The organism is uncultured Hymenobacter sp. (assembly GCF_964242765.1).
GTDB lineage: Bacteria > Bacteroidota > Bacteroidia > Cytophagales > Hymenobacteraceae > Hymenobacter.
On sequence record NZ_CAXTBM010000077.1, the window covers coordinates 16922 to 24055 of the forward strand.

Below are 7134 nucleotides of genomic sequence, written 5' to 3' on the forward strand. Positions count from 1 at the left end.
AGCATTGACCCGCGGGCGGGCCTGGAAATCGGCTACAAGAACTTGGTGTTTCTACGCGGTGGCGTAAGCAACTTTCAGAAAGTGAAAACATTCACCGACGAAGAGGAATGGAAAGTACAGCCTAGCCTTGGGGTAGGAGTGGCCCTGAGTGGTCTGCGTCTCGACCTCGCCTTGTCACAATTGGCCATAGAAAAGCTTGGAGGCCGCACGCAAACCAACAATATCATCGTGTCATTGGGCTACGGTATCAAATAAATAGTTGGGGTGCTTACTTGTTGAATGGTTGTTGAGAGTGTTGCTTATAGCAGTTAACCTTTTAGCAGCTAAGTTATTGCACAGTTTACTTTATGAAGAACCAATACAATCGCAAGCAATTTCTAGGTTGGTATGGATTGCTACTGGTATGGCTGCTGGCAGCAAGCCCGGCAGCCGCTCAAAATCCGGGTCTGTTTGGCAACGAATGGATTGTACCGAGCCAGCAGTATTACAAGATCAAAGTACTTAAAGACGGTCTTTACCGTATCGACCAGCAGTATCTTGCCCAGGCAGGAATTAGCGGCGTGAATCCCCAGCGGATTCAGTTGTGGCGGCGTGGCCAGGAGGTGGCCATCTATGCCGGCGGCAACCAGAGCACGCTGGATGCTACCACTTTCTTCGAGTTCTACGGCCAGCGCAACGATGGTAAGCTTGACCGAGCCTTTTACAAAGGCGGGACTGCCACCCAACCCCACGACCTCTATAGCCTTTATACGGATACAGCCGCGTATTTCCTTACTTGGTCGGCCACGGCCAATGGCAAGCGGATGGCGCCCGTAGCTACCACACCCACTGCCGCGCCGCATCCTACCCGACTGGCGCAGCGGCAAGTGCTGTTCAACGGCAACCCAGTGCAAGGCCAGTTTGCATACGTCAACGACGAACCATTCGTAAACGTGTACCAGCCTTGGGGTGAGGCCGGAGAGGGTTTCTTGTCGGTAAGGTTTGGTGCGAATGGCGGGAACCAAGTAGCCGGTATGGCAACCGATTCTGCCTGGGCAGTAGCGCGCACAGCTGGTACCCTGCCCCAAGTTGAACTATTATTTGTTGGTGCGTGGAGTGGGGCTCATACTGTGCAAGTGAGTGTTTTACAGCCCGGTACTAATACGGAGCGAGTTCTGGGCTCAGTTTCCTTTAATGGTTATGAGAAGCGTCTGTTTCGGTATGCTTTACGCAATTCCGACGTCGGCCCTAGCGGAACTATCGTTACATATGCCCGCGACCCTGCGCCAAAAATCCCAGGCCAGCAGCATAACTTTCGGGTGGGCTATGTTCGCTATACCTATCCGCAAGCCAGCCGGTGGCGTTCCGGGCTAAAGCAGATGGCATTTCTCAACGATTCCACGCTAACGGGCCCCGCCTACTATGCAGTGGATAGCTTGCCCGCTACTGTACGCGGATTCGACCTGACCGACATCTACAACATGCAGCGTGTGGAGGGCGTAGCGCTAGCTGGTCAGCAGCGGGGCTATAGCTTCCCAAGCGCTACTGCCAGCCAGACTCGTCGCCTTCTACTCGCCGACGAAGCGCAGGCCGCTGTACCGCGGCCCGCCGTGCGCGTACGCTTCCGCACCCTGAACGCGGCAACTTCCAATTTTCTAATCATCAGCCATACGGCGCTGATGCGGCCGGTAGGTAACGTAGCCAACCCGGTGCGAGCCTACGCCGATTACCGTCACTCAGCTGCCGGTGGCCGCTATGATACCGTGGTGGTGACCTCGGAGCAGCTATACAACCAATTTCATTACGGTGAGAAATCAGTAATGGCAATGCGCAATTATGTGCGCTGGGAGCTAGCTAATTCACCGGCCACTCAAACTAATTACTTGCTATTACTAGGCAAGGGGCTGATAGTGGGGGAGTATAGCCGGAGCCAACTGGCGCCCGCCATCGACTTAGTGCCTTCAACCACTCGTAGCGGCTCCGACAATTTTCTTTCTGCCGACTGGGAGAACAACCGATATGTTGCCCGAATGCCGACAGGCCGCTTGTCGGCCACGCAGCCCCAGGAAGTTGTTCGCTATCTGAATAAGCTGAAAGAGCACGAGGCATTAGGCGCAGAACCCTGGCGCAAGCACCTCGTGCATATGGCAGGCGGCACTGATGCAACCGAATACTCGACATTCGAGAGGTACATAGACAAATACAAACAGCTGGCCGAACGGCCTTTGTTTGGCGGGCAAGTGGTTACTACCTACCGCCGGCGCTTGTCTGGGGGTACTAACTTCCCGGTGAACATCACCCTTGCGCCAGAGGTGAATGCGGGCGTGTCGTTAATCACTTATTTCGGTCATGGCTCAACCTCGGATTTTGACCTGAACTTCGGCGACCCCACCGAGCCCGGCAAAGGCTACAACAACGCCGGAAAATATCCGGTATTTCTGCTAAATGGCTGTGCCGCTAATGCCGTAGACCGAAATACTAACATCAAAACGGTTTCTGAAAACTGGATTTTTGCGGAAAATAAAGGAGCTGTAGGTTTCATGGCGGCTTCCGATGAGAGTTTCGCTTACGACCTAGATGCTTTCACAACCGAGTTCTACAAAGTAGCTTTCAATGATCCTGCTTGGTACGGCAAGCCGATACCCGTACTGCAAGCGGAGGCCGCCCGACGCATGCTGATTACCACGGGTGGTGCTGCCTCTACCATCGCGCAGGCCATGATTAATGTGTGGCTTGGCGACCCAGCGCTGCGTTTTTTCTCGCCCGAGCGGCCTGATTTCATTACCAGTAACACCGACCTGCAAATCCAGGCCAACGGCTCCGGGCAGGTGCAGGCTTCTTCTCCTAATTTCAAGCTGCTAGTTCACGTCCGGAATCCCGGCAAAATCACGTATGACTCGTTGGACGTTCGCATTACGCGCACCTATCCGGCTACCAGTACGGGTACTCGCCCCCCCGATATTATTACGCGTACAGTACGCCAAGCCTGGCATGATACCACCTACACATTCGTACTAAACAACACGGGCAACGTATTCGGCGACAACCGGTTTGATGTGGCTCTCGACTACCGCAATCGGGTTGCAGAGATAAGCGAAACAAATAATAGCGGCCAGCTTACTTTCAACTTTCTGCAAGGCGGGGTGAGAACCATATGGCCCCCAGAATTTGCAATTGTGCCCGCCGTCAACTTGCGCTTAGTAGGCCAGACCAACGACCCCCGGGGCGCCTCACGAACCTATGAGATGGAACTGGATACAGTGCCCACCTTCACTAGCGCCCTCAAGCAGGCCCGCACCGTCACCACTACTTTGGTTCCTGACTGGCGGCCTACGCTGCCCTCAACTGCCGGGCGCGACAGTGTGGTGTGGTATTGGCGGTTGCGTTTCCAAACACCAACCGGAGACGAAAGCCGAGATTGGGCTACCAGCTCATTCCGCGTAATTCCGGGCAGCGCCGGAGGCTGGTCGCAGAGCCATCATGGCCAATTCACGCGCGACCAGCTAACGGGTATGAAGCTCGTAGCTCCTTCAGGGCGCTGGAATTTCGATGATGTGCAAGAGCCTATTGTGCTAACTACGCGCGGTGGCGGCACCGGCCCGGCAACCTTCAGCCAGCTAACGGACGGCATCAGCACTTCCACTTCTCCTTACGTGGCCAACTGTGCTGTGACGCAGCCCAATATGATGGTAGCTGTGTTTAGTGGCCGTACGCTTCGGCCGGTACGCAACATAGCCGGCACCTACGATTCTTGTGGTCAAGCCAATCTGCGCTTTTACCATTTCGCAAGTTCCGCTGCCGACAATATCAACTCTCCCGTTCGGCAGGCACAGCTACAAGCCCTGCTTACCAACGTGCAGCCCGGCGATTATGTGGCGCTGATTTCTATGAATAAGGTGAACTTCGCGACGTTCTCCACTTCCTTGAAAGCCACCCTCACCTCCCTGGGCGCACAGCGCATCAACCAGTTGCAGGACGGTGAACCGTACGCCCTATTGGTGCAAAAAGGACCTAACCCGCGGGTAGTACGTGAAGTAACGGCCGACCCTGCTAGCTCTACTCTCCCCGTCAACCAAGTCGTTATTCTTACGGATACGCTCCTAACTAGAGCGAGCAGCGGCAGAATCGCGTCAACCCAAATTGGTCCGGCGCGGCAGTGGCTAAACCTCTACCATACCGTCCGTACACCTGATCCTTCGGACAGTTACACGCTGAAACTGGTTGGCATCGATACTACCAACACCGAGCGGGTGCTTGATGCCAACGTCACGAGCCGGAGCCTGGCATTGGCCAATATCTCGGCCCAACAGTATCCGTATCTGCAACTCGTGCTGGAACTACGGGATACCCTAAACCGTACGGCGCCGCAGTTAGAGCAATGGCTAGTCACTTACCAGGGGATACCAGAAGGTATCGTGCGCCGCGATTTGGCTACGCCCGCCTCCGCATATGACCCCGCTACCCTAGCCCGGCAAGCCGCTGAGACAGGTTTCGTTACGGTACCGATGGTGTTCCAGAATGTGTCGTCGATTGACTTTAGCGGCCCGATGAAGGCCAGAATTCTGCTGCGCAATGAGGGTACCGGCGTCCGGGAGGCTTTGGTGGATGTGCCCGGCGGGGCTCTGCGCGCGGATAGCCAGGTAAGCTTCGAGGCAAAGGTGAACGTGGTAGGACTAACTGGGGCGCTTCGTGGCAATGTGGTCGTCAACCCAAGCCCGCGCGCTTTACCAGAGCTGTATGCCTTCAACAATGAGTTGCTGCTAGACCCTTTTCGCGTAGATGACCGCAACGTGCCTCCCACGCTGGATGTAGCCTTCGACGGGATACATATTCTTAACGGGGATATTGTATCGCCTACACCCATTATTACGGTGCAGATGCGCGATGATGATCGACTGCGCCGAATCAAAAACGTCGGCAACTTTCAGGTGTTGCTGACCTCGGCCAATCAGGTTACTGTTCCTGTAGACCTCACTGGTTCCAACGTGCGGTTTTCGTCTGACTCTACAAAGGGGACGGCGCAGATAGAGGTCCGAATGGGGCAAAACACTCCCCTTGAGAATGGCATCTACACACTGGAGGTGCAAGGCCGAGATGCAACTGGTAAAGCCGCAGCGGTTGAACCCTACCGCATCACTTTCGAGGTAATCAACGAATCCACTATCAGCAACATTTACCCGTATCCGAATCCTGTTACCAGCAAGACCAAGTTTGTGTTCACGCTGACGGGCACCACGCCGCCCCGAGACATGAAGATTCAGGTGCTGACGCTGACGGGCCGAGTGGTGCGCGAAATTATGATGGCGGAGCTAGGCCCCCTGCGTATAGGCAACAACATTTCGGAATACGCCTGGGACGGCACCGACGAGTACGGCGACAAATTAGCCAACGGGACGTACCTCTACCGCGTCATCCTCGACGATCCGGAGAGTGCATTTAGCCGCCGGCCTACCGCTGGGGATAAAGCCTTCAAAAAAGATTGGGGCAAACTGGTACTCTTGCGGTAGCAGTGATTTTCGTTTGAGAACAAACAATCTTAAAAAACAAGCCCTGGATGCGCGCATTCAGGGCTTGTTGCATTCCAGGCTACCGCTACCGGCGTCGGAGCGTAACGAAAGTGAAGGGATAGGCGTGCTTGTCATCGGCTTCGTGTCGTTGGCGCGCTTCCTCGCGCCATACGGCGCGGTCTAGCTCAGGAAAGGTAACGTCGCCCTCGAAGCTGTGATGAACTTCCGTTAGATAAATGGTGTCGGCGGCGGGTAGGGCCTGGCGGTAAATTTCCGCCCCCCCAATAACGAATACCTCTTCGTCAAGCTGGCGGGCACGCTCTAAAGCAGCGGGCACCGACTGTGCTGTCTCGCACCCATCGGCCTGCCAGTCAACCTGCCGCGTCACAACGATGTTGGTGCGGTTCGGCAGCGGCCGGCCGATGCTCTCGTAGGTGCGCCGACCCATCACGACGGGATGCCCCTGGGTGAGTTGCTTGAAGTGCTTCAAGTCGGCGGGTAGGTGCCAGATGAGTTGGTTGTCGCGCCCGATAACACCATTTTCAGCGGTGGCTACTACGAATGCAAGCATTGCATGCTGGTTGAACTGTGAATGGTTGACTTTCTGATGACCCAACAACTATCTAGTTGTTAACTACTTACGCAGCAGGCACCCATTTGCCTATCAACTCGCCAGCAATTCAACGTTGAATCCGCGCAGGAAGTCGGCTATGAGCATACGCTTTTTGCCTTCTAGTTGCACGTCCAGCAACTCAAGTAGGCCATTGGCGGTTTGAACCCGCAGGTACGTACGGCCGTCGGTGTACCAGCGGCCGACACCGCCAGCATCGGGGCCGCTGGCTTCTTCATCGTCGAAGGGGTGGGCTTTGAATACCTTGAGGGTGCGGCCGTCGGGAAGCTGGGTGAAAGCAGTGGGGATAGGGGAGAGGCCGCGCACCAAGTTGGCCAGCGTCATAGCAGGCTGCGTGAAATCGAGGCGGCCGGTTTCCTTCTGGATTTTGGGCGCGGCACGGAGCGCAGCGCTTTCTGCTTGTGGTAAGCTAGGCGCGGTGCCAGCAGCAATGGCCTGCACCGTGCGCAAAGCCAAGGCGGCGCCGGTGGTTTTCAGCTTTTCGTACAGCGTTCCAAAATCGTCGTCGGGAGTGATGGGCACCACATCTTGGAAGATTAAGTCGCCGGTATCAATTTCGTGGCGCAGAAAAAAGGAAGTAACCCCAGTTTCAGTTTCGCCGTGGATTAGGGCCCAGTTGATAGGAGCCGCCCCGCGGTACTGCGGCAGCAGCGAGGCGTGGATGTTGATGGAGCCCCGCGGCGGCATGTTCCATACCGCCTCCGGTAGCATCCGGAAGGCAACTACTACCTGCAAGTCGGCCGCGTAACTTCTAAGCTCGGCCTGAAATTCCGGCGATTTAAGATTGGTAGGTTGTAGCACGGGCAGCCCGTGCCGCTCTGCTGCTTGTTTCACAGCGGACTCAGCCAGTTGCCGCCCGCGCCCTGCCGGCTTATCCGGCGCCGTTACAACGGCTACCACTTCACAAGCCGGCCAAGTCAGCAAAGATTCGAGGGTGGGCACCGCAAACTCGGGAGTGCCCATGAAGATGACTTTTAACATTCGTTGGAGTGTTTTTAGCCCGCAGAGGGCGCTGAG

At 55.9% G+C, this 7134-nt stretch carries 4 protein-coding genes; 2 read left to right on the forward strand and 2 right to left on the reverse strand.

The window, feature by feature from the left end; translation table 11 throughout:
- Positions 1 to 81 precede the first annotated feature (81 nt).
- Positions 82 to 255: a hypothetical protein gene (locus tag ACFE7X_RS21940; RefSeq protein WP_375437828.1), complete on the forward strand. Its 174-nt coding sequence runs from the start codon at positions 82 to 84 to the stop codon at positions 253 to 255.
- Between the two features lie 92 nt (positions 256 to 347).
- A complete protein-coding gene (locus tag ACFE7X_RS21945; RefSeq protein WP_375437829.1) occupies positions 348 to 5486 on the forward strand; it encodes a C25 family cysteine peptidase in 5139 nt (1712 codons plus the stop codon).
- A gap of 85 nt (positions 5487 to 5571) precedes the next feature.
- Here the strand turns inward: ACFE7X_RS21945 and ACFE7X_RS21950 are convergent, their stop codons facing one another.
- The gene (locus ACFE7X_RS21950) at positions 5572 to 6057 is read right to left on the reverse strand and encodes a dihydrofolate reductase (RefSeq protein ID WP_375437830.1); all 486 of its coding nucleotides are present in this window, start codon (positions 6055 to 6057) and stop codon (positions 5572 to 5574) included.
- Between the two features lie 93 nt (positions 6058 to 6150).
- Positions 6151 to 7098 (reverse strand): methionyl-tRNA formyltransferase, encoded by a 948-nt coding sequence (gene fmt / locus ACFE7X_RS21955; protein WP_375437831.1) that lies wholly within the window; start codon positions 7096 to 7098, stop codon positions 6151 to 6153.
- Between the last annotated feature and the right edge of the window lie 36 nt (positions 7099 to 7134).

Coding starts and splice junctions, on each gene's coding strand:
- ACFE7X_RS21945 (WP_375437829.1), top strand. CDS start 348: ATGAAGAACCAATACAATCGCAAGCAATTTCTAGGTTGGTATGGATTG.
- ACFE7X_RS21950 (WP_375437830.1), bottom strand. CDS start 6,057: ATGCTTGCATTCGTAGTAGCCACCGCTGAAAATGGTGTTATCGGGCGC.
- fmt (WP_375437831.1), bottom strand. CDS start 7,098: ATGTTAAAAGTCATCTTCATGGGCACTCCCGAGTTTGCGGTGCCCACC.